General features: G+C 58.9%; 23 protein-coding genes. 11 read left to right on the forward strand and 12 right to left on the reverse strand.

The genetic code is table 11. From position 1 onward, the window contains the following. Positions 1 to 20: 20 nt before the first annotated feature. Together AAAX59_RS03725 and AAAX59_RS03730 are read left to right on the forward strand one after the other, a co-directional pair. The gene (locus AAAX59_RS03725) at positions 21 to 1,526 is read left to right on the forward strand and encodes a DNA repair protein (RefSeq protein WP_349070666.1); all 1,506 of its coding nucleotides are present in this window, start codon (positions 21 to 23) and stop codon (positions 1,524 to 1,526) included. Further along, positions 1,519 to 1,944 (forward strand): hypothetical protein, encoded by a 426-nt coding sequence (locus tag AAAX59_RS03730; protein WP_349070667.1) that lies wholly within the window; start codon positions 1,519 to 1,521, stop codon positions 1,942 to 1,944. Before AAAX59_RS03725 ends, AAAX59_RS03730 begins: the two co-directional genes overlap by 8 nt. A 26-nt stretch (positions 1,945 to 1,970) precedes the next feature. On the opposite strand, the gene AAAX59_RS03735 is transcribed toward AAAX59_RS03730, so the two are convergent. Further along, the gene (locus tag AAAX59_RS03735) at positions 1,971 to 2,354 is read right to left on the reverse strand and encodes a heavy metal-associated domain-containing protein (protein WP_349070669.1); all 384 of its coding nucleotides are present in this window, start codon (positions 2,352 to 2,354) and stop codon (positions 1,971 to 1,973) included. A gap of 175 nt (positions 2,355 to 2,529) precedes the next feature. Between AAAX59_RS03735 and AAAX59_RS03740 the strand changes: the two genes are divergently transcribed. Together AAAX59_RS03740 and AAAX59_RS03745 are read left to right on the forward strand one after the other, a co-directional pair. After that, positions 2,530 to 3,234, forward strand: a complete 705-nt coding sequence (locus AAAX59_RS03740) for a DUF3793 family protein (RefSeq protein WP_349070671.1) — start codon at positions 2,530 to 2,532, stop codon at positions 3,232 to 3,234. Positions 3,235 to 3,280: 46 nt separating this feature from the next. After that, complete coding sequence (locus AAAX59_RS03745) at positions 3,281 to 3,700, forward strand: flavodoxin (RefSeq protein WP_117640805.1); 420 nt, start codon at positions 3,281 to 3,283, stop codon at positions 3,698 to 3,700. A gap of 117 nt (positions 3,701 to 3,817) precedes the next feature. Here AAAX59_RS03745 and AAAX59_RS03750 read toward each other — a convergent pair whose 3' ends face one another. The 6 genes from AAAX59_RS03750 to AAAX59_RS03775 form a co-directional block, all read right to left on the reverse strand. Next, positions 3,818 to 4,570, reverse strand: a complete 753-nt coding sequence (locus AAAX59_RS03750) for an amino acid ABC transporter ATP-binding protein (protein ID WP_055251428.1) — start codon at positions 4,568 to 4,570, stop codon at positions 3,818 to 3,820. 12 nt (positions 4,571 to 4,582) lie between these two features. Beyond that, on the reverse strand, positions 4,583 to 5,944 hold the full coding sequence (locus AAAX59_RS03755) for an ABC transporter permease subunit (protein ID WP_349070674.1): 1,362 nt from the start codon (positions 5,942 to 5,944) through the stop codon (positions 4,583 to 4,585). A 118-nt stretch (positions 5,945 to 6,062) separates the two neighbouring features. Further along, on the reverse strand, positions 6,063 to 6,923 hold the full coding sequence (locus AAAX59_RS03760; RefSeq protein ID WP_349070675.1) for an ABC transporter substrate-binding protein: 861 nt from the start codon (positions 6,921 to 6,923) through the stop codon (positions 6,063 to 6,065). Positions 6,924 to 7,070: 147 nt separating this feature from the next. Beyond that, entirely contained in the window at positions 7,071 to 7,937 is an 867-nt protein-coding gene (locus tag AAAX59_RS03765) for a deoxyribonuclease IV (RefSeq protein WP_349070678.1), read from the reverse strand. A gap of 151 nt (positions 7,938 to 8,088) precedes the next feature. Next, on the reverse strand, positions 8,089 to 9,108 hold the full coding sequence (locus AAAX59_RS03770) for a Gfo/Idh/MocA family oxidoreductase (protein ID WP_195232114.1): 1,020 nt from the start codon (positions 9,106 to 9,108) through the stop codon (positions 8,089 to 8,091). Positions 9,109 to 9,199: 91 nt separating this feature from the next. Further along, entirely contained in the window at positions 9,200 to 10,390 is a 1,191-nt protein-coding gene (locus AAAX59_RS03775) for an aldo/keto reductase (protein ID WP_195232115.1), read from the reverse strand. Positions 10,391 to 10,553: 163 nt separating this feature from the next. Between AAAX59_RS03775 and AAAX59_RS03780 the strand changes: the two genes are divergently transcribed. Both AAAX59_RS03780 and AAAX59_RS03785 read left to right on the forward strand, forming a co-directional pair. Beyond that, on the forward strand, positions 10,554 to 10,748 hold the full coding sequence (locus AAAX59_RS03780) for a hypothetical protein (RefSeq protein ID WP_195232116.1): 195 nt from the start codon (positions 10,554 to 10,556) through the stop codon (positions 10,746 to 10,748). Positions 10,749 to 10,869: 121 nt separating this feature from the next. Continuing rightward, a complete protein-coding gene (locus AAAX59_RS03785; protein ID WP_349070680.1) occupies positions 10,870 to 11,784 on the forward strand; it encodes a ketopantoate reductase family protein in 915 nt (304 codons plus the stop codon). Positions 11,785 to 11,893: 109 nt separating this feature from the next. Here the strand turns inward: AAAX59_RS03785 and AAAX59_RS03790 are convergent, their stop codons facing one another. From AAAX59_RS03790 to AAAX59_RS03800, 3 genes are all read right to left on the reverse strand, one after another. Beyond that, positions 11,894 to 12,100 carry a hypothetical protein gene (locus AAAX59_RS03790; protein WP_349070681.1) on the reverse strand — a complete coding sequence of 69 codons (207 nt, stop codon included), beginning with the start codon at positions 12,098 to 12,100 and terminating at the stop codon, positions 11,894 to 11,896. A gap of 186 nt (positions 12,101 to 12,286) precedes the next feature. Further along, complete coding sequence (locus AAAX59_RS03795) at positions 12,287 to 13,063, reverse strand: hypothetical protein (RefSeq protein WP_349070682.1); 777 nt, start codon at positions 13,061 to 13,063, stop codon at positions 12,287 to 12,289. 312 nt (positions 13,064 to 13,375) lie between these two features. Beyond that, a complete protein-coding gene (locus AAAX59_RS03800) occupies positions 13,376 to 14,686 on the reverse strand; it encodes an O-acetylhomoserine aminocarboxypropyltransferase/cysteine synthase family protein (RefSeq protein WP_349070683.1) in 1,311 nt (436 codons plus the stop codon). 282 nt (positions 14,687 to 14,968) lie between these two features. Between AAAX59_RS03800 and AAAX59_RS03805 the strand changes: the two genes are divergently transcribed. The 5 genes from AAAX59_RS03805 (at position 14,969) to AAAX59_RS03825 (ending at position 18,495) form a co-directional block, all read left to right on the forward strand. Beyond that, the gene (locus AAAX59_RS03805) at positions 14,969 to 15,871 is read left to right on the forward strand and encodes a LysR family transcriptional regulator (protein WP_349070684.1); all 903 of its coding nucleotides are present in this window, start codon (positions 14,969 to 14,971) and stop codon (positions 15,869 to 15,871) included. 48 nt (positions 15,872 to 15,919) lie between these two features. Next, positions 15,920 to 16,456, forward strand: coding sequence for a ribonuclease HI (gene rnhA, locus AAAX59_RS03810; protein ID WP_349070686.1), 537 nt, complete (start codon positions 15,920 to 15,922; stop codon positions 16,454 to 16,456). A gap of 76 nt (positions 16,457 to 16,532) precedes the next feature. After that, positions 16,533 to 17,639, forward strand: coding sequence for a Gfo/Idh/MocA family oxidoreductase (locus AAAX59_RS03815; protein WP_349070688.1), 1,107 nt, complete (start codon positions 16,533 to 16,535; stop codon positions 17,637 to 17,639). Between the two features lie 2 nt (positions 17,640 to 17,641). Further along, on the forward strand, positions 17,642 to 18,052 hold the full coding sequence (locus tag AAAX59_RS03820) for an acylphosphatase (RefSeq protein WP_349070689.1): 411 nt from the start codon (positions 17,642 to 17,644) through the stop codon (positions 18,050 to 18,052). Positions 18,053 to 18,114: 62 nt separating this feature from the next. Continuing rightward, positions 18,115 to 18,495 (forward strand): transcriptional repressor, encoded by a 381-nt coding sequence (locus AAAX59_RS03825; protein ID WP_349070691.1) that lies wholly within the window; start codon positions 18,115 to 18,117, stop codon positions 18,493 to 18,495. 76 nt (positions 18,496 to 18,571) lie between these two features. Here AAAX59_RS03825 and AAAX59_RS03830 read toward each other — a convergent pair whose 3' ends face one another. Both AAAX59_RS03830 and AAAX59_RS03835 read right to left on the reverse strand, forming a co-directional pair. Continuing rightward, on the reverse strand, positions 18,572 to 19,369 hold the full coding sequence (locus tag AAAX59_RS03830) for an HAD family hydrolase (protein ID WP_271759088.1): 798 nt from the start codon (positions 19,367 to 19,369) through the stop codon (positions 18,572 to 18,574). A gap of 83 nt (positions 19,370 to 19,452) precedes the next feature. Beyond that, a complete protein-coding gene (locus tag AAAX59_RS03835) occupies positions 19,453 to 20,031 on the reverse strand; it encodes a hypothetical protein (RefSeq protein ID WP_349070693.1) in 579 nt (192 codons plus the stop codon). Positions 20,032 to 20,034: the final 3 nt, after the last annotated feature.

Raw genomic sequence — 20,034 nt, forward strand, 5'->3', positions numbered from 1 at the left:
TGTTTGATGAAAGGGCACAGATGGCGCACGAGCAGCACACCTACATCTGTATCGACCTCAAGACGTTTTATGCCAGCGTCGAGTGCGTCGATCGTGGGCTCGATCCGCTCACCACCAACCTGGTCGTTGCCGACGAATCGCGCGGACGCACGACCATCTGTCTCGCTATCACGCAGGCCATGAAGGACCTAGGGATTCACAATCGCTGTCGCCTGTTCGAAATACCCGATGGCATCGACTACATCAAGGCCGTACCGCGCATGCAGCACTACATGGAGGTGTCGGCGCAGATCTACGGTATCTACCTGAAATACGTCAGTCCGCAAGACGTTCACGTCTACTCAATTGACGAGTGCTTTATCGACGTGACGCCCTATCTGGACCTCTATCACACCGATGCGGAAGGCTTCGCCTGCATACTGCGCGACGAGGTCCTGGCGCGCACCGGCATCACGGCGACGGTCGGCATCGGCCCCAACCTATTCCAGGCCAAGGTTGCACTCGATATTACCGCCAAGCACGTGCCCAGCCGTATCGGCATACTCGACGACGAGACCTTTCGCAAGGAGATCTGGCCCCATCGCCCCATCACCGACATCTGGGGCATCGGCCCCGGCGTGGCGGCCCGTCTCGAGAAATACGGCGTCTACGACCTAATGGGCGTCGCCGCACTCGACGAGAACCTGCTCTACGACGAGCTCGGCGTCAATGCCGAATATCTTATCGACCACGCCTTCGGGCGTGAGCCGACAACCATCGCCGATATCCAAGCTTATCGCCCACAAGCGACCTCGACCACCACGGGGCAGGTGCTCTCGAAGGGCTATGCCTACGAGCAGGCCTACACCGTCTTGCGCGAAATGGTCGATGCCGCCGTGCTGGATTTGATCGACAAGCACGTGGTGTGCAACAGCATCTCGCTCTTTGTGGGCTATGCAAGCGAGCACGCCGACATACGCCGGCTCAACGCCAGCGGCACGGCGCAGTATATAGACGGCTGCGGACATCTGCGCTCGAGCACTTCGGGCATCGAGCCCGCAGCGACCGACGGCCCCGAGCTCGCGCACCGCGCACCGAAACCCGTCCAGCGAGATGACGAACGCCGACGTTTGGTGCGGGAGGCACAGGCGATTGACGGCATCTTTGTGGGCGAACACGGCGGCAAGCCGCGTGGTGGCTATGCCGCGCTCTTTGCGCACTCCAACGCCTCACGCAAGCTGCCCGAGAGCACTAATTCGTTTAAGAAGATCATGGGCTATTTCGATGACCTTTGGGCACAAACGGTCGACCCTAAGCGACCGGTCAAGCGTATCAATCTGGGCTTTGGCAATCTGGTACCCGAGGAATTTGCCACCATCGATCTGTTCAGCGACGTTAAGGCCGATGATCGCGAGCGCGACCTGGCACGCGCCATCTTGGCCGTGAAGGGCAAGTACGGCAAGAACGCGCTCGTCAAGGGATTAAGCTTTACCACCGGCGCCACCGCACGCGAACGCAACGATCAGGTAGGAGGACATCGTGCCTAAGTCCCAACAACAGCCGATGCGGCCACCGACGCCTTTTGAACGTCTAGCGGACCCCGAGGGAAGACGCCGATCCGCCGACCCCAGACTCACCGCCAACGGTGCCCTGCGTGCCAACCGCGCCGCACAGTTTATGCCCTTTGCCGCCCTCACGGGATACTACGAACTCGTGCGCAAGCAAGAGATCACCGTCGAACCAAAATGTGAGCTCACGGAAGAGAAAGCCCTCGAGCTTTCGCATAAGCTCGAGGGCCTCAAGCGTGGTGACCTGGTCCGCGTCACCTATTACGATACGTACGGCTATCGTAGCCGCACGGGCATCCTTGACGAGGTGCTCCCTGCCTTCAAGCTCCTCAAGCTCAAAGACATCGCCATCGACTTCGACGACATCCAAGACATCGAACTGCGCGGACGGGCCTAGCCAAGGAAGCGCATCCAGGGCGGCGCTTAGAGCGTCATGACGTAGTAACCCGCGTCCTTCACGGCGGCCACGAGAGTACCGCGATCGATCGGCTGCTTAGAGCGCACGCGCGCCGTGTGGTCCGCATACGTCACCGTTGCCCACACGCCATCCAGTGCATTCAGGGCATTGGCCACGTTCTGAGCGCAGCCGTCGCAACTCATGCCACCGATAAGCAACTCATCGCTATAGGGATAGTGAGACTCATCGGTATCCGTCACAACAACCTTTTTGGCCTTCTTGCCGCTCGCGCCATCGCTGCAACAACTCTTCCCGTGTGTCGAAGCGGCAATGCGGCGCAGTCCAAAAAACATGCCGACGGCAATGACGGCCAGCACGATGAGATTTGCAGGGTTGAGCAAGTCACTCATGCGCTCCCCTTTCAAGTAGCCCTATCTAGATACCCCCATGGGGTGTCCCCATCTTAACCCAAAATCATGTCCGTTCGGTCAATTAGTTTCCCTATTCAAACTTTTTTGTTGACCATGGCTTACTTTCGTGTATAAGTTTTCCTAGGCTAACAAGTGAGAGCTCGAAAGGGGCAACGTGACTCGAACCATTGACATCCCAACATACCAAACGGCTGTCGTGCGCAACTGCTCCCCTACGCTCGCAGGTATCAAGCCGGCTTCGCTCTTTACCTATCCCGGCGTTTACGCCAACCAAAACGGAAAACTCGGCGTCATTCAAATCGAAGAGCGACGCTCTCGCCTGCTCGCCGTCATAGCCCAATGCAACCGCGAGCTCCAGCCGCTCGGAATCCATATGAGCGTTTTGGTCTGGCGCCCCTGCGGAGCGCTCATCTATGTGTATCGCCCTGCGGACCTCATGCGATACCTCTCCGACCCCCGTGCCACGACGGCGCTAGCCGCCGAAGGTTACGATGTCCACAACCTGCCCGCATCCCTGGTGCATCTCGCCGCGCGCATCACGCTGGCAAGCAGCAATGCCGCAGAGAGCGCCTATGACGGCAGCGTCTGCGCGCTAGCGCGAAATAGGCACTGCGATACGGGGTGCATGTGCGAGTTCCCCCACGAAATTGGCTATTTTTTGGGCTATCCCTACGAAGATGTCCATCAGTTTATCGTCCAGCACGGCGAAAACTATAAGGTCTTTGGCGCATGGAAGGTATACACAAACGTTGAGCAGGCGCTCACGACCTTCGATTCCTATCGTGCATGCACGCAATACCTTACCTACATCTATCAACAGGGCTGCACCCTGGAACAACTTGTCCAGGCAACCCGATAGAGCATACAAAACGCGGCCGCACGCCGCGCAACCGAAAGGAAAACATATGAGCAAGATCGCAGTCGTCTACTGGAGCGGTACAGGCAACACCGAGGCCATGGCAAACTTCGTTGCCGAGGGCGCAACCGGTGCCGGCGCCGAGGCAGAGGTCATCTCCTGCGCCGACTTCTCCGCCGACAAGGCCGCCAACTATGACGCCATTGCCTTCGGCTGCCCCGCCATGGGTTCCGAGGAGCTTGAGTATGACGAGTTCCAGCCTATGTGGGACGAGGTCAAGGAGACCCTCGGTGACAAGAAGGTCGTCCTCTTTGGCTCTTATTCGTGGGCCGAGGGCGAGTGGATGGACAACTGGAAGGCCGATGCCGATGAGGCAGGCGTCAACGTCGTCGATTCCGTCATTTGCTACGATGCGCCCGATGATGAGGGCGAGACCGCTTGCAAGGCCCTCGGAGCCGAGCTCGCGTAACGAACCCAGGGCCTCCAAAAGAGCCTGCATCAAAGCGCATCCTCATCCCTACAAAAGAGCGGGGGCTGGATTCAAGTCCAGCCCCCGCTCTTTTATAACGGCAGTTACATCAACCGGCTACGAGATATTGCCCAAGAACGCCTTGGTGCGCTCGCTCTTGGGGTGGTCGAAGACCTCGCTCGGCGTACCCTCTTCCACAATGACGCCGCCGTCCATAAAGACGACGCGGTCGGCGACGTCGCGGGCAAAGCCCATCTCGTGCGTCACGACAATCATGGTCATGCCATCGCGTGCCAGGTCGCGCATGACACCCAGAACGTCGCGAACCAGCTCGGGATCGAGCGCCGACGTGGCCTCGTCAAAGAGCATAACGTGAGGGTTCATCGACAGGGCGCGGGCGATGGCAACGCGCTGCTGCTGGCCGCCCGAGAGCTGGCTCGGCATAAAGTCGATACGCTCGGCAAGACCGACCTTGGTCAGCTCCTCGACGGCGATCTTCTCGGCCTCTTCCTTGCTGCGCTTGAGCACCTTTTGCTGCGCAAGCATGACGTTCTTTTTGACCGATAGGTGCGGGAACAGGTTGAACTGCTGAAACACCATGCCCAAGTGCGTACGCACCTTATTGAGGTCAACGCCCTTGGCGCACACATCCACGCCCTCGACGACAATCGAACCACTCGTAGGATGCTCCAGACGATTGATGCAGCGAAGCATCGTCGACTTGCCCGAGCCCGAAGGACCCAGAACTACGACGACCTCGCCCTTATGCACATCCAGATCGATATCGCGCAGGACCACGTTATCGCCAAAGGCCTTCTGGAGGTTCTTAATGCTGACGACGACCTCGTTCGAGTTATTGGTTTCGCTCATGATAGGACCTCCTTACAGACCGGCGATGTGATCGGCAGGCGTCGCGACAACCTGTCCGGCGCTCTTAGCGGGACGCTTCTTCTTGGTCTCGGTCGTACCCAAAAGCCTCGCCTCAAGACCGCTCACCAAGCGAGCGAGCGGCAGGGTGATGACCAGATAGAACAGGGCGGCAACCACGTACGGTGTAATGGAGCCCGTCGTGGCCACGATGGTACGGGCGTTCATGACGATTTCGACCACACCCACGGCGGCAAGCAGCGACGTATCCTTGTAAAGCAAGATAAACTCGCTGGTCAGCGTAGGCAAAACATTGCGGAACGTCTGCGGAATCATAACGTAGAGCAGCGTCTGGAAGGCATTCATGCCCAGAGAGCGAGCAGCCTCGTTTTGGCCCTTGGGGATCGATTGAATACCGGCACGGAAGATCTCGCACAGGTACGCAGACGAGTTCATGGCCATGACGATAACGCCCAAAACATAGTCGTCCACCTTGACGCCGGCCAACGGCAGACCGAAGAACGCGATATAGATCTGCAGGAACGCCGGCGTACCGCGAATGATATTCACGTAGATGCCGGCGAGGCAGCGCAGGATGCGCGACTTGGAGATGCGCATAAGCGACAGGGCAAAGCCAAAGGGAATTGCCAGCGGAAACGCCACGAGCACGATCGAAAGCGACATGAGGAAGCCCTTGAAGACGATCGGCAGGCTCTGGACCAAAATGACCGGGTTCAGGAACAGGCGCAGGAACATATTGGAGTTCCACGCCTCGACCCACGGCTGCTCCTTAAGGTCGGCCAGGAAGTTATCGAAGACCGTCACGCCCTTGATCTCCACCGACGGAATCTTGGAGATCTTCTTGGTCGAACCGTCGGCGAGCGTATAGGTGCCGCTAAAGGCCTCATCGCCGCCCTCGACGGGAAACGTCACACCGTAAACCTCGACGCGGAAATAGCCGCCGGCAGGCGCCGTCTCGCCAAAGTCAATCTTGAGCGTCTGGCCGTCAGCCTTGCACGTGGGCTTCATGGGCGTACGATCCATGAGGTCCTCGCCCGAGAGCATCGTCAATCGCGTGTCATCGGTACCAAACGTCGTGCCGTCGACAAACGTCAGCGAAAGACCGCTCAGCTCCTCGTCGGCATCGGCCTGGACCTCCCAGGTGATGCGCGTCTCGGTGGCGCCGACCACATCGCTACCCGAACCGGTATTGGGTCGGGCGGTAATCCTTGCGGTCTCAAGCGCCTGGGCGGTCGTGGGCACGCAGGCCCCCGCGCATACCAGGGCGAGCGCCACAGCCAGGGCACAGGCCAGCTTTTGGAGCATCGAGGGCAGTGGAAAACGCTGCTCCGCGGCCCCTTTGTTCAGTCGAGACAAGGTGGCTCCTATCGTAGAAGTTGCCGGCAAAACGAGACGGAAACGCTCTCCGTCAAGAGAAGCGCAAAGGCCCTTTCCGCCAAAACGGAAAGGGCCCGCGCGCAATCAAGTAGTTATTTTACTTGATATTGTACTTAGCCATGAGGGCGTCGACGGTACCGTCGTCGGTCAGGTCCTTGATAGCCTGGTTGATGTCGTCCTTGAGCTTGGTGTTGCCCTGGTTGATGGCGATGGCGTACTCCTCGCCGGTGCTGATCTGCTTGATGGTCTGGCAGGTGTTGAACTGCTCGGCGGTCAGCTGGCTGGCAACGGAGCGGTTGGTGACTACGGCGTCGCCCTTATCGGACTGCAGGGCGCTGAAGCACTCGGTGGCGTCCTTGTAGGGGACGATCTTGGCCTTGGGGAAGTTCTCCTGGGCAAAGGCCTCGGCGGTCGAGCCAGACTGGACGATGATGGTAGCGTCGGCGTTGTTGAGCTTCTCGCTGTAGTTGTCGGCCGTGATGTCGGTGTTATCGACCTTGGTCACGATAGCCTGATCGTCCATGTAGTAGGAATCAGAGAAAGTGACTTCCTTCTCACGCTCGGGCGTGTCGGTGATAGCCGCGATGGAAACGTCATACTTGGCGCCCGAAGCGACGCCCGGAACCAGCGTGTCAAAGTCATTGTTGACGTACTCGACATCCAGACCCAGCTTGTCACCGATAGCCTTGATGAGCTCAAGGTCAAAGCCCTGGTAGTCGCCGTTGTCATCCTTGTACTCAAACGGCGCGTACTCGGCAGAGGTGCCGACGGTCAGCGTGCCGTCCTTGACGAGCGCGTACTCCTTGGAGCCGTCGACCTTCTCGACCTTAGCGTCGTCAGAGCTGCTGGGACCGGCATCAGAACCAGAGGTGGCGTTGGACGAACCGCAGCCCGTCAGAGCAAGGGCGAGTGCCATAGCACCCGTGGCGGCAAATGCGCCAAGCTTCTTCAGCTTCATAATCAGTCTCCTTCCGGTGACCTCGTTTGATTCAGAGGTCTGCAAAAACTGTTGGCTATTATGCACCCGGAATTACGAATCTGCAATGAGAAAACTGATTGAAACAAACCCATAACGTGAATGGAATACTCTACTTTGTGACAGTCATTACTGCTGCAATGACCTTAATAGTCTAATTTCAGCTGCATAACCTGCAAGTTCGTTCGGAGTCTCCAAAATAAACGGCAGCGAACGCAAGTGGCCATTCGATACAATATTCTGCATAACCTGCATACCGCCACCAAATTCCTCGCTGCCAAGGTATCCCTTGCCGATGCACTCGTGACGATCTTTATGGGCGCCACAAGGGTTCTTCGAATCGTTGATGTGTACGGCATGCAAGCGATCGATACCCACCACGCGGTCGAACTCGTCGAGTACGCCGTCCGGATCATGGATGATGTCGTAGCCGGCATCGCTCACATGGCAGGTGTCCAAACAAACGCCCAGCTTATCGGACAGCTCTGGGCGCTTGGCGGCAACGCCCTCGATAATGCACGCCAGTTCCTCAAAGCTGCGGCCCACCTCGGTGCCCTTGCCCGACATGGTCTCGAGCAGCACCGTCGTCTGCTGGCCCTCAAACATCACCTGACACAGGGCATCGACAATCATCTGAATGCCGGCGTCGGAGCCCTGCCCCACATGCGCACCGGGATGGAAGTTGTAGTAGTTGCCGGGCAGCGCCTCCATGCGCCGCAGGTCCTCGGCCATAGCCTCCAAGGCGAACTCGCGCGCCCGCTCTTTGGCAGAACAGGGGTTGTAGGTATACGGGGCATGCGCCACCAGCGGTCCAAAGTCGTTTTGCGACATAAGCTCGCGCAGAGCCGCCACGTCATCCATGTCAAGGTCTTTTGCCTTGCCACCGCGCGGGTTGCGCGTAAAGAATGCAAAGGTATTGGCGCCAATGGACAACGCTGTCTCCCCCATTGCCCGATAGCCCTTCGTCGTCGAAAGATGACATCCGATCGTCAGCATCTCCAACTCCCCTTCATCAGTTGCGGTGAAATACGGTCTATTGGTGCCTTATTTTGGCGCAAACAGACCGTATTCCACCGCAAGTTATAAAAGGGGCATCAGGAGCAAAGGCCTCCAGGCATTCCAAGCGCTGGCGCCATGCCCCCACGCCCTAAAGTTTCAAGCGAATCGCATCGATGATGTGCGCACAGCGCTGTGTGGCGGCAAGGGGCATGACGGGACTCTCGAGTTTCCCCGCCCGGATGAGCTGGGTCGCATGCTGGATTTCGCCGTAGAAATCATCGACCTCAAACGGGGCATTTATTTCGAGCATTCGTCCGTCGGAGTACTTCACATAGGCGAGCTCGGGACGATGGAGGCGCTCGATTTCCAACGAGCCTCGCTCGCAGTCAATCGTTAAGCGGCTTTCATATGCAGCTTTGCCGTCGCACGCCATATGAATGGGTATGCCGCCGACGCTCATACGAATCTCGTCGACCCAATCAACGCGGCCGTCCGATACGTCACGCCAGCAAACTTCACGAGACGAAACATCGCACGCACCCGCAAGCAGATCATCAAACCACCCGACCGCATAGCAGCCCATGTCATATAGACAGCCACCCTGCAACGGGTCGAGCAGATAACTCGAAGGGGGCTCACCATAATCAAGTTTTTGCACGCTTTCGATCGAAACGATACGGCCGAGCTCACCCGACGCAAGCAAGTCCTTCACGCGAGTGCGCATCGGGCAAAACCGATTCTTCATCGCCTCCATAAACAGCACGCCGCGCTCACGGGAAACGGAGGCGATCGCATGGGCCTCTTCTTCATTCAAAACGGCCGGCTTTTCGCACAGCACGGCCTTTCCCGCGCGTAGTGCCCGACAGACCCAATGCGCATGCATGCCATGCGGAAGAGCCAAGTAGATTACGTCGACATCGGGGTCGGCAATCAACGCATCATAAGCCGCATCGCCGTTATCGTCAGCTGTGGCATAACTGTGCACGGCATCAATCGAAAACGCCCTGCAAAACTCCTCAACATGCGAAGGAGTGCGACCGGCGGCAGCCACAAGCCGTGCCCCGTCCACCTCCTTGAGCGACGATGCAAATCGATGCGAAATGCGCCCAGCGCCCAAAACGCCCCAACGAACCTCACGCGAATCATTACGTAAACCTCGGTCACCCACGATAGCCTCCCATCAGTTGCGGTGAAATAGTTCCTGTTGATGCCTTATTCTGCCGCAAACAGGAACTATTCCACCGCAAGTTATAAAAGGGTCATGAGGAGCGCGTTTTGCCGAAGGCCTTAAGCACTGCCGTCACGGGGCCAGGCTGGAAACGTCGGCGCACGTCATCGAGACGCTCGGGGATATCGATATGCTGTGGGCAGTGGCGCGCGCATTTGCCGCACTTGACGCAATTGCTCACCAGCTTGGCCTCGCTTGTACGCACCGCGCTCGCCGTAAAGTACTGCGATAGACCCGTAAACCAGCTGTGCGCATAACTCGCGTTGTAGGCGGCAAAACATCCAGGGATATTGATGCCTTTAGGGCACGGCATGCAATAGCCGCATCCCGTGCAGGGCACGCGATTCGATTTTTCAAACTCATCCAGCACGTGCGCGATCGTGTCGAGCTGAGTAGCTGTCATCGAATCCGGCAGGGCCCGATCGGCCAACACCACGTTCTCATCCACCTGCGCGGTATCGGTCATACCCGAAAGCAGCATCGTCACCTGAGGATGATTCCACACCCACGAAAGACCCCAGGCGGCAGGAGTGCGCAAATGCGGGTCACGGGCACTATCGAGCACAGCGCGGGCCCGTGGCGGCAGCTTGCCCGCTAAACGCCCGCCCAGCAGCGGCTCCATCACAAACACCGCGAGGCCTCGCTCGGCGGCGGCCATGAGTCCCGCCGTTCCCGCTTGGTAATGCTCGCCGGCATAGTTGTACTGGATCTGGCAAAAATCCCAGTCATATGCGTCAAGCATCGTAAGGAAGTCAGCCGCGCTGCCGTGGTACGAAAAACCAATCTGGCGAATGCGCCCCGCCGCCTTTTGATGCGCGATCCAGTCCTCGATGCCCAACGCCACCACACGTTCCCACTGGGCGGGCGAGGTAATGTTGTGCATGAGGTAATAGTCGATACGGTCGGTCCGCAGGCGACGCAGCTGCTCGTCGAAGAACCGATCGAAATCCTCCGCGCATTTGCACGAAGCATGCGGCAGCTTGGTTGCGAGCAAAACCTGGTCGCGCAAGCCCAGGCGCTCAAGCGACGCACCCACGCACGCCTCGTTACCGGGATAGAGATAGGCCGTGTCCAGGTAGTTAATCCCCTGCTCCACCGCACGGGAGATGATGGCGTCGGCAGTCTTCGCATCCGGGCGTCCCGGCGCACCGGGAAACCTCATGCAGCCCAGCCCCAACGCCGAGATACGGTTGCCGCTTTTGGGGTCAACGCGATATTGCACGGCCCCTCCCTTCGCCATCAGCGCCCCGGCAAGGCGAAACACAATGGTCACGCAGCCGAAACATCGTGGAATCGCAATCGAGAACGTATCGTAACGCAGCAGAAATCGAGCCGTCACGGCACCGCTTTAACATCAGCAAAAAGCCCGATGAAAGGAGACGAGCGTGACCACACGCGAGGACGCCTACCCCTACCCCGGCGAGCAATACATCCTCTCGGTCGACCGCTATCAGATCGAAGTCATGGACCATCTAAACGAGCTTCCAGCCACGAGCGCCGTCATCTTCTGCACCTTCCCCAAGGTCCGCGATGGCGTCGGATACCCCGCCCGCGTCTTTGCGGTCTGCCCCGCAGTGTAACGTCCAGGCAAACGTTTCTTTTTTATAACAGCCGCCCCGCGCACCCATCAATCACCCCGGCAGCATACAATCCATCAGGCGCCCCTTACGCGGGCGCCTTTTATATGAGGAGATGATTCACATGCAGATCAACAAGGTCGCCTTTATCGGCAAGGGCGGCGTCGGCCTGCTCTACGGCAGCATGATTGCCAAGGCCCTCGGCAATGACGCCGTCGAATACGTTATGGATGACGCCCGTTTTGAGCGTCACGCGGGCGATGTGCTCACCGTCAACGGAAAGCCTTGCGATCTCACGTCCGTCCGCGCCAGCGAGGCGGCGCCCGCCGATCTGGTCATCCTGACGGTCAAGACCACCGGTCTCGACCAAGCACTCAAGACTATGGAGCGTGTCGTGGGACCCAACACGCTCATCGCCTCGCTGTGCAACGGCATTACGAGCGAGCAAAAGATTGCCGAGCGCTTTGGCTGGGAGCACACCGTTCTTGGTATCTGCCAGGGCATGGACGCCGTGTTTCTCAACGGCGCGCTCACCTTTACCAATGCGGGCGAAATCCGCTTTGGCGCGGCGGCCGGCACGAACCCCGCAACCATCACCGCAATCGACGAGCTCTATACGCGCTGCGGCATCGCCCATACCGTCGAGGACGACATCGCCCACCGCATGTGGGCCAAACTCATGCTCAACGACGGCATCAACCAGACCTGCATGGCCTACGGCGGGACCTACGGAAGCGCCACGGAGCCGGGCTCCGAGCAGCGTCGCTGCTTTGTTTCCGCCATGCGCGAAACGCTTGCGGTCGCCAACGCCGAGGGCGTTGAACTGACCGAGGCAGACCTGACGCAAATGGTGCACCTCATCGAGGGAATCGACCCCGCCGGTATGCCCTCGATGGCTCAAGACCGCATCGCAAGGCGCAAAACCGAGGTTGATGAGTTCGCGGGCACCATCTGCCGCCTCGCAGCCAAACACGATATCCAGGCACCGCAAAACGAGTGGCTCTATCGGCGCATCCGCGATATCGAGAAAAGCTGGTAGCGCCGACGCGCCGCATTCAACAGCCTTAACAGCAAAACCGCCGCAAGGGAACCTTTCCCCTGCGGCGGCCTTCATCTTCGTCTATGACCGGCGGCCGATCTCACAACAGTTAGCGTTGCGACCCCGGCACCTCGTCCTCATCGTCGCGGCAAAGAACCACGCCTGCGCTTCCCAGCAGCGCGGCCGCGATCAGCGCGCCGACCACGATAGGAGCAGCCCCGCATGTCCCCTGCATGCCCGCGACGAGCGCGGCCGTGGGACCAAGGCAGCCAAGCATCAACGCGACGGCGGCAACGGCAATATCTCGAGCATTCACAAGACCACTTCCTCCAAGAGAAAGACCTTATTTCTCAAGAACCAGTGTGCCCCGCATCCATAAGCCCAGCGTACCGCCACGGTAAGGGCTCTGTTAACTCAAACGCATACATAGAACGGACGTCCTTACGTTGCCCTAAAGCTCGGTAAAGACGCCCGTCCGCCAAATATCCGTGATGCAGAAAAATTACCAACCGGTGTAGTAATCGGTGGTTCCGGCAGCGCAGCCGGAGTCATAGACCTTGCAATCACCCTTGGAGCCCGTAAAGGTCGAGCCCTGGGCCATATCGCCCGCGGCAACAACGTAATAGCCGTCGGAATCGCGCCAGAAGCCCTCAGAATCCTGAGTCCATTCGCCCGTGCGATAGTGATAAAGCACATTGCTGCTGTAATAGGTCTCGCGGCGACCGTTGTAGTTATTGACACCCGCAGAGCGCGTCAGGCCCGATCCGTTCGCGTAGGACGCGGCAGACGCGTAGGACGGAGTGTAACCGGCGTTGTAGTACGAAGCCTGGGCGGCCTCGGCAGCCTCCGCCTCGGCGGCAGCAACCTCGAGCGCTTCGCGCTTGGCATCCTCAAGTGCAGTGCGCAGCTCATCGAGCTCGGTCGACTTCGCGTCGACCTCCTCCATCGTCAAAAGACTGCCCGCACCGTCGATACAACTCTGCAGTACAGCGCGCTCGTCATCGGTGGCATAGTCACCGTACATGCTCATGATGATCTGAGCACGCATCTCAAGGGAATCGCGCTTGGCCTCCATCGAGGCGTTCCACTCCTGCATGGAGCCAAAGCCGTCGCTGCGATAGTCGACGGGCTGCACCAGCGTCGTCTCGGACGGCGTGGATCCAACCGTGTCGGACAGTGTTGCCGCGTGGGCATCAGTTGCACCGGCGCCCGCCAAAAGTGCCACGGTCAGAGCGGCGGAAAGGGCGGCGGCTTTCGGTTTTCGTGAATCGATCCTCATGTAGCTGGAAACCTCCGTAGTGCGTTTTTGCTGCGTTTGAGCTGCGTGTGATTCGATCGCGCTGCATAGTACCCCGAGCAAATCGCGACCTGCGGTTTTACTCAAAAGGCGCACGTCAATTGCGTAAAACTCACATCCTCTCAACAGGAGTTTTCCACAACTCGAATGCATAAAGCATGTCAAAAACCCTGTTTTTGCGCCCTCTCTATGCAAAAAAGACGCCTGTGCAACCATTGTTCGCACAGGCGCCTTGAGCAGGCATTTTATGCAGTTATACCTATCGAGTCGCAAGGGGTCCTTGCACAAGTCGCCTTACTCGTCCAGCGCGGCGAAAGCCTGCTTCAGATCCCAAATGATATCCTCAGCGTTCTCGGTACCGATGGAAAGACGGATCGTGGAGGACGTGATGTTCTGCTCGGCGAGCTCCTCGGCAGAGAGCTGGGAGTGCGTGGTGGTAGCCGGGTGCACGACGAGCGACTTGACGTCGGCCACGTTGGCGAGCAGCGAGAACACCTGTAGATGATCAATGAACTTCCAGGCGGCCTCCTGGCCACCCTTAATCTCAAAGGTAAAGATCGAGGCACCGCCGTTGGGGAAATATTGCTTGTAGAGCTCATGGTCGGGGTGCTCAGGCAGGCTCGGGTGGTTCACCTTGGCAACATGGGTGTCACCGGTCAGGAACTCAACGACCTTCTTGGTGTTCTCGACATGACGGTCAACGCGCAGCGACAGAGTCTCTGTGCCCTGGAGCAGGACCCAGGCGTTGAACGGGCTGATGCAGGCACCCTCGTCACGCAGAAGGATAGCGCGGACATAGGTTGCGAAGGCGGCGGGACCGGCAGCCTCGGCAAACGAAACGCCGTGGTAGGAGGGGTTGGGCTCAGCGATCTGGGCGTACTTACCGCTCGCCTTCCAGTCAAAGTTACCGCCGTCGACGATCACACCGCCCAGCGAGGTGCCGTGGCCGCCGATGAACTTGGTTGCGGAGTGGACGACGATGTTGGCACCATGCTCCAGCGGACGGAACAGATACGGGGTGCCAAAGGTGTTGTCGACGACAACCGGCAGACCGTGCTTCTTGGCTATTTCGGAGATGGCGTCGATGTTGGGGATGTCGGAGTTGGGGTTGCCGAGCGTCTCGAGATAGATGACCGTGGTGTTGTCCTTGATGGCCCCCTCGACCTCTTCCAGGTTATGAGCGTCGACAAACGTGGTCTCGACGCCAAACTGGGAGAGCGTATGCTCCAGCAGGTTGTAGGAGCCACCGTAGATGGTCTTCTGAGCCACCACGTGGTCACCGGCCTGGGCAAGAGCCTGCAGGGTATAGGTGATGGCAGCAGCACCGGAGGCGACGGCGAGACCTGCCACGCCACCCTCGAGTGCGGCGATACGGTCCTCGAAGACGCCCTGGGTGGAGTTGGTCAGACGGCCGTAGATGTTACCGGTGTCGGCAAGACCAAAGCGGTCGGCGGCGTGCTGGGAGTTGCGGAACACATAGCTCGTGGTCTGGTAGATAGGCACGGCGCGGGAGTCGGATGCGGGATCGGCACTCTCCTGGCCAACGTGAAGCTGCAGGGTATCGAAACCAAAGGTGTGCTCGGGGTTGTTGATGAACTGGCTCATGATGATCTCCTTGATCGAACAAAAGTAAATAAAAAGAGAGAAGTAAGTCGCTGTCTCCTGATCACGCCGACGGGCGCAAACAGGAGCCCGGCATTCGTCGGCATTCGTCTTGGTAAGCAATTCATATGCGGGCCTCCTTTCGCATCCCGGTTCTGTGGTCGGTTTAATTACCTACCGCCTTTGTGTGTTTTGAATAGTACGAGCATTGTTTCGCTCGGTCAATCACTTAAAAGCGCTAACCTGTTATCGGTTTTATAGATAGCAATCGAAAGGATGGCGTCGATGACCCTTCAGCAGCTTCGTTTTCTGATTGCCGTGGCAGAGTCCGGCTCAATTAACGCCGCAGCTCAGCGCCTCTATACCGCTCAGTCCAACATCTCAAACGCCGTCAAAAGCCTGGAACAGGAGCTCCACCTGGAGATCTTTACGCGCTCCAGCCGCGGCGTCACGCTCACCAACGACGGCACCGAGCTTTTGGGCTATGCGCGCCAGGTCGTAGAGCAGGCCGATATGCTCGAGGCGCGCTACGAGGACGGCGGCACCCCGCAAGCCCGCCTCGCCATCTCCGCCCAGCACTACGCCTTTTCGGTCGAGGCCTTTGTCAACGTGGTCGAGCGCTGCCGCGACAGCAAGTTCGAGTTCATCATGCGCGAGACCACCACATCGCAGATCATCGATGACGTCCGCGCGTTTCGCAGCGACATCGGCATCCTCTATCTGGATGACTTTAACGCCCGCGTTCTGCAGAAGGCCTTTGCCGATGCCCGTACAAGCTTCCATCCCCTATTCGACGCGACGGTCCACGTCTTCGTCAGCGAGCGCCACCCGCTCGCACGCCGCCCTCAGCTGTCCCTTGCCGACCTCACGCCCTATACGCGCTACAGCTTTGAGCAGGGAACCTCAAACTCCTTCTATTACGCCGAGGAACCTTTTAGCTATATCCCTTGCGATCGCAACATACGAATCTCGGACCGCGGAACACTTACTAACTTACTTATCACGTCGAACGGTTACACCCTGTCGACCGGCGTCCTCTCCAATGAAATGCAACGGGGCATGGCATCGATCCCGTTAGCAGACGCCCCAACGATGCGCGTAGGCTATATCATGCACGACGAGCGCAAGCCCTCTCCCCTCTTGCAGCAATACCTCGACGAGCTCAACCGCATCATCCATGCCAACTAACTGTCGGAAGACGGGGTAGAAATCGTAGATTGCTAGCCCCCGGCAGGCATGACGCTACAATGGTCACTCACACGAAACGTACCCAACGAAAGGAACCATGTGAAGGTCATCATCTACACCGACGGCTCGGCTCGATCAAATCCGGGACGTGGCGGCTACGGCGCCGTGCTCAAATACACCAACCCCGCCGGCAAGACCTTCACCTCCGAGCTTTCGCGCGGCTACGCCAAGACCACCAACAACCGCATGGAGCTCATGGCGGTCATCGTGGCACTCGAGGCGCTCAACCGCCCCTGCGACGTCGAAGTCCATTCCGATTCGCAGTACGTCGTCAACGCCTTCAACAAGCACTGGATTGACGGATGGAAAAAACGCGGCTGGAAGACCGCCAACAAGCAGCCTGTCAAGAACCGCGACCTGTGGGAGCGCCTGCTCACCGCAAAGAGCAAGCACAAAGTGGAGTTCATCTGGGTTAAGGGCCACGCCGGCCATGAGCTCAACGAGCGCTGCGATGAGCTCGCAACCACGGCGGCCGACGGCAGCAACCTCGATATCGACACCGGCTTTAACGAGAGCGACCTGTAACGGCGTTTTCGCACGCCATTTCCTACCCCCCTCGCGCTACACTCATCCTGTAAACCGAACGGCACGAGGGGGACACATGCTGCGCATCGCAACCATCGGCACATCCATGATCACCGACGACTTTATCCAAGTCGTCAACGCCAACGACCAAGCCGCGTTTGTGGGCACGCTTTCACGCGACGCCAATCGCGGTACTGCCTTTACCGCCGAGCGCGGTGGCGAGCGAAACTTTACGTCACTCGATGAGCTTGCGGCAGCCGTCGACGTCGACGCCGTCTATATCGGCAGCCCTAACGCACTTCACTACGAGCAGGCCCTTGCCTGCATCGCCGGTGGCAAGCATGTCATCGTCGAGAAGCCCTTCTGCGCCACCGAAGTGCAGGCGCTGGAAGTCTTCCGCGCTGCCGAGGTAGCAGGTGTCGTGACCCTCGAGGCCATGCGTCCCCTCCACGACCCCGCTTTCCACGCCATCGAGGACGCCCTGGGCGAGATCGCCCCCATCCGCCGCGCCTCATTGCGCTTTGGCAAATATTCCTCGCGCTACAACGAGATTCTCGCGGGACGCGCCACCAATATCTTCGACTGCAATATGGCATCGGGTTCCCTCATGGACATTGGCGTCTACACCGTCGAGCCCATGGTCGAGATTTTCGGCATGCCCTCCGGCCTTACGAGCATGACTACTCTACTCGACCCCACCACGAGACAGCTCACGCACGGCCCCATCGACGGCTGCGGTTCCATCCTCGCCAGCTACGGCGGTGGCCGGATCTCCGTCGAGCTCGCGCACTCCAAAATTACGAATGACCTGCTGCCCTCGCAAATCGAAGGCGAGCGTGGCACTATCCAGATCGACCATCTGTCCACGCCCCGCAACGTCCGCATCGACTATCGCGGCGACGTCGTACGCGGCTCGGCGACCGAGGCACCGCGCGAACAGGGCGACAACGGCCGCGTGCTCGACCTGCCCAAATCGAGCAACACTATGGAATACGAACTCACAGACTTTATCACCGCCATCGGCGGCATCGATAACGTTAAGGAAGAGATTTGGGAGACCCCGGCGGGACGCCATGAGCTTGGCCACTACCGCGATGTCACACTCGTCTCGCTGCGCATCATGGATGCCGTGCGCCAGCAGGCCGGCATAACCTTCCCGGCCGACGCAGGCAAGCAGGCATAGCTATGGGCCTCTTCGATACGTTCTTCTCCAGCGTCACCGGCGGCAGTCGAGAGCCTCAAAAACCATCAAACGTCGAGCTCGAGCTGCGCCGCAGGCTTACTGTGCTCGCAAGCGACGAGGCCACTCAAGACACTCCCCTGCGCTATTTCCTGCGCTGGGCGGGGCAAGTCCAAGGCGTTGGCTTTCGCTTTACCAACACCAACCTCGCGCAGGCACGCTCCCTCACCGGCTGGGTGCGTAATATGGAAGACGGCTCAGTCGAGATGGAGATACAGGGAGCTCCGGCAAACATCCTATCTCATCTCGAGGCGCTTCATGCCTCCTACGAGCGCATGGGAACGCGTTTTCGCCTTGTAGACGCCCAGGCCCGAGCCCCACTTGCCAATGAAGACGGTTTCAGTCCTCATTATTAGTATTGTGTGCTAAATACGGTATCATTTATCTACGAACCGTTGATAGAGAAGAGGCGAGGCGCATGGCGGTGCAAAGAAGGAATACCAAGCAGCGAAAGCTGGTTCTTGACGCCGTGCGCCAAAGCTATAACCATCCCACCGCCGACGAAATCTACAATGTCGTACGCGAACAGGATGACAAGATCAGCCGCGGCACAGTCTACCGCAACCTCAATCTCTTAGCCGACGCCGGCGAGATTCTCTCTATTAAGACGCCGGGCGGCAGCCGCTTCGATCGCACCATCGAGCCGCACGCACATATCATCTGCACCTCGTGCAGCCGCGTCATCGACGTGCCGCTCCCCTTCGATGCCCAGCTCGACGCCAGGGCATCCGAACAAATCGGATGGAGCGTCAGCTCGCACTACACCATCTTTGAGGGACTCTGCCCCGACTGCCGGTAGCCTTTGGGGCATGCCTGCAAATCTACTTTCCCATCCGTTACAGCAAACAGTACATTTCTAGGCATGTCCCGAAAACCTACTCGGCGAGCAGGCGGCGCAGTTCTTCTTCGACCGTGTGCACGTAACGGACGCGATCGTTGATACCGCGCATGGTGGGGTTGCAGCTCTCCATCAGATAGGGATGGCCCACGACGTTGAGCATGTCGCGATCGTTCTCATTGTCGCCAAATGCCATCATCTCATCGGGCGAAATCCCCAGGACACGACCGTAATCGACAAGCGCGGAGCCCTTGCCCGAACCGAAACCGATAAGGTCCGTCCATGCGGTTCCTGACGTCATCACATCGACACGGTCGCCAAAGAGGCGCTCGAAATACTCCCGGGCCGCCGGATAATCCACCTCGGGCGTCTGGAAGCCAATCTTAATGACATCCTCGTCGATGTCCTCGGGACGGTCGACCACCGCCACATCGCAGTGGACCACATAGCGCAAATGGTCGACGAACGCATCGTTGCCGCTCATGGTGTAGATGTGCCCCTCACACGAAAGGGTCATGTCGGTATGGGGATACGCAACCACGGTATTCGCGATAACCATAGCAAGGCTACGCTCCATGGAACGCTTGACGACGGCACGCCCCTCGCTCATCACCAGGGTTCCGTTTTCGCATACATAGGCGAGCTCATCGGCCACCGGGGCAAACAGGTAGCGCAAGCTCGCATATTGACGGCCACTCGCCGGCATAAACACGATACCACGACGATGCAGCTCATCGATAAGCTCAAAGGCCTCGGAACGCAGCTCGCGCTCCCCCGGATGCAGCAACGTGCCGTCCAAATCGCATGCAATCAGTTTGATTCCCTCAAGACCCATATGCTTCCCCCAAAGCCTCATATCAACAGCAAGACGGACCTTGATCGGTCGCCCCTCAAAGCCCGTCTTGCGCATACGCGCGCTTAGCCGCGCGCCTTTTTTACGATCGTAAAGTCTGGAGCCATACTCACAACGGCATCCGCCGCACTCGACGCAAAGCGCCGGTCCGAATCGAGTTCACGGGTAACCGTCGAGAGCCGAACGCCCTCGACGCCCCGGAGCATGCGGCCCAAAACAGGCTGCACCGGCGTATACATGCGCACGGTATGCTCGTCCGAATCGCCTCGAAAAAGCGGCGCATGCATATTGCCGATCTCCCAGCACGCATGCGCGAGCGCAATCGGGTCCATGCGGTCAACTTCGACCAAATAAACCTCGGCGCTGCGCAGGCGCACGACAACCGCCACGGGCACCACGCCCGAACGGTCGACGGCGAGCACGTCGCCGTCGACAAGACGACCGCTGTCGGCAGTATCCAGCCGAACATCGACCGTGCGCCCCAGCTCCGTCACGCCCACAAACGCGTATACATCAGCCTGGTCCCAATCGAGCAGCAGCTCGTCAACTTCAAAGACGCCGCCCAGCTTCCGGCGAAGCAGGAGTTCATAGGACGGATCGTTGAGATTTCCCAAGCATGTCGTCGAAACCAAGCGCTCGAGCATACT

Source organism: Collinsella sp. CLA-ER-H2 (genome assembly GCF_040092405.1).
GTDB lineage: Bacteria > Actinomycetota > Coriobacteriia > Coriobacteriales > Coriobacteriaceae > Collinsella.

Coding starts and splice junctions, on each gene's coding strand:
- AAAX59_RS03815 (WP_349070688.1), top strand. CDS start 16,533: ATGCTGCGCATCGCAACCATCGGCACATCCATGATCACCGACGACTTT.
- AAAX59_RS03800 (WP_349070683.1), bottom strand. CDS start 14,686: ATGAGCCAGTTCATCAACAACCCCGAGCACACCTTTGGTTTCGATACC.
- AAAX59_RS03760 (WP_349070675.1), bottom strand. CDS start 6,923: ATGAAGCTGAAGAAGCTTGGCGCATTTGCCGCCACGGGTGCTATGGCA.
- AAAX59_RS03805 (WP_349070684.1), top strand. CDS start 14,969: ATGACCCTTCAGCAGCTTCGTTTTCTGATTGCCGTGGCAGAGTCCGGC.
- AAAX59_RS03750 (WP_055251428.1), bottom strand. CDS start 4,570: ATGAGCGAAACCAATAACTCGAACGAGGTCGTCGTCAGCATTAAGAAC.
- AAAX59_RS03765 (WP_349070678.1), bottom strand. CDS start 7,937: ATGCTGACGATCGGATGTCATCTTTCGACGACGAAGGGCTATCGGGCA.
- AAAX59_RS03830 (WP_271759088.1), bottom strand. CDS start 19,369: ATGGGTCTTGAGGGAATCAAACTGATTGCATGCGATTTGGACGGCACG.
- AAAX59_RS03725 (WP_349070666.1), top strand. CDS start 21: ATGGCGCACGAGCAGCACACCTACATCTGTATCGACCTCAAGACGTTT.
- AAAX59_RS03825 (WP_349070691.1), top strand. CDS start 18,115: ATGGCGGTGCAAAGAAGGAATACCAAGCAGCGAAAGCTGGTTCTTGAC.
- AAAX59_RS03745 (WP_117640805.1), top strand. CDS start 3,281: ATGAGCAAGATCGCAGTCGTCTACTGGAGCGGTACAGGCAACACCGAG.
- AAAX59_RS03835 (WP_349070693.1), bottom strand. CDS start 20,031: ATGCTCGAGCGCTTGGTTTCGACGACATGCTTGGGAAATCTCAACGAT.
- AAAX59_RS03785 (WP_349070680.1), top strand. CDS start 10,870: ATGCAGATCAACAAGGTCGCCTTTATCGGCAAGGGCGGCGTCGGCCTG.
- AAAX59_RS03735 (WP_349070669.1), bottom strand. CDS start 2,354: ATGAGTGACTTGCTCAACCCTGCAAATCTCATCGTGCTGGCCGTCATT.
- AAAX59_RS03820 (WP_349070689.1), top strand. CDS start 17,642: ATGGGCCTCTTCGATACGTTCTTCTCCAGCGTCACCGGCGGCAGTCGA.
- rnhA (WP_349070686.1), top strand. CDS start 15,920: ATGACGCTACAATGGTCACTCACACGAAACGTACCCAACGAAAGGAAC.
- AAAX59_RS03795 (WP_349070682.1), bottom strand. CDS start 13,063: ATGAGGATCGATTCACGAAAACCGAAAGCCGCCGCCCTTTCCGCCGCT.